Source organism: Pseudogemmobacter hezensis (genome assembly GCF_013155295.1).
Classification (GTDB): domain Bacteria; phylum Pseudomonadota; class Alphaproteobacteria; order Rhodobacterales; family Rhodobacteraceae; genus Pseudogemmobacter; species Pseudogemmobacter hezensis.
The window spans coordinates 1-941 of record NZ_JABJXT010000063.1; the positions used below are offsets into that span (position 1 = coordinate 1).

General features: G+C 53.3%; 2 pseudogenes. Both read right to left on the reverse strand.

What is annotated here, in order from left to right:
* Positions 1 to 127: 127 nt before the first annotated feature.
* Positions 128 to 616, reverse strand: a pseudogene (locus HOY34_RS21785) (motility-associated protein); the annotation flags it as partial.
* 69 nt (positions 617 to 685) lie between these two features.
* Positions 686 to 941 (reverse strand): annotated as a pseudogene (locus HOY34_RS21925) (hypothetical protein); the annotation flags it as partial.

Consider the following 941-nt stretch of genomic DNA (forward strand, 5'->3'; position numbering starts at 1 on the left):
CAGGGCCCGGCTGTAGCTCGACCAGTTCGTTGTGCGAAAAAGAGGGATCGGCTTGCTCATAGAGCCAACCTAACCCGCTGACTCACAAACATGAATCCATGAGCCGGCCGGATAGTGCAACAAAGCCACTGGAATGAAGGGCGTGCTGCATTTGCACCTCCATTCGCTTGTCCAACACTTCTTCAACCTGGTGTGGATCATCATAATTCAGCGAGGCAGCTCGTAAGGTATCACAGATCAGATCAACCGCATCGTGATCTGACTGAATCCGTGGATATTTTCCGAATATCGTCGATGCGCCCGGGTCCTCTACGTGTTCTTCCAGTGCCACGGGATTGGCGCGAGCCAGTCGCACAAGCTCAAATAGCAGGCAAAGAAGATCGCGGTAATCGCCAGATCGCCAATGCGGGCCACGAAATACTTTTCCGATATCGCGCATTGTCTGCTTGACCCCAGCCATTCCATTTGAGATCAGGAATGCGCCAACCGCCGCCCCTCCGATCATCGCCATTTCAAATGGCAGAGCTTTTAAAATGATCTCCAGCTTACCGCCGGCGGCAGTATATCCGCCGAAGACCATAATGAAGATCACTGCGATACCAACTATTCCGATCATTGACGATAATCCTGCCGTGTACCGCCCATTTTGCGCGGAGAATGTTAAAAAATTATTCTTGCCGTTTTGCTATTCTTTCGGAGCACGCGCATTTCTGCCGGCAAGAATCGCGCTGGCGGCATATGCCTTCTCAGGCTCCATACCTGTCAGAATCGGTGCTGCTGCATCGGGACGCATGCGCCCCAGAAATCCAGCTGCGTGAACCGCACCGGGTTTGCCGGAGGCTCCAACTCCTGAGTAGGATGGAGCATCATGAGCAAGACGACGAACAAGTTTTCCGCTGAGGTTCGCGAGCGCGCTGTGCGCTTGGTTCTCGACAATGAAG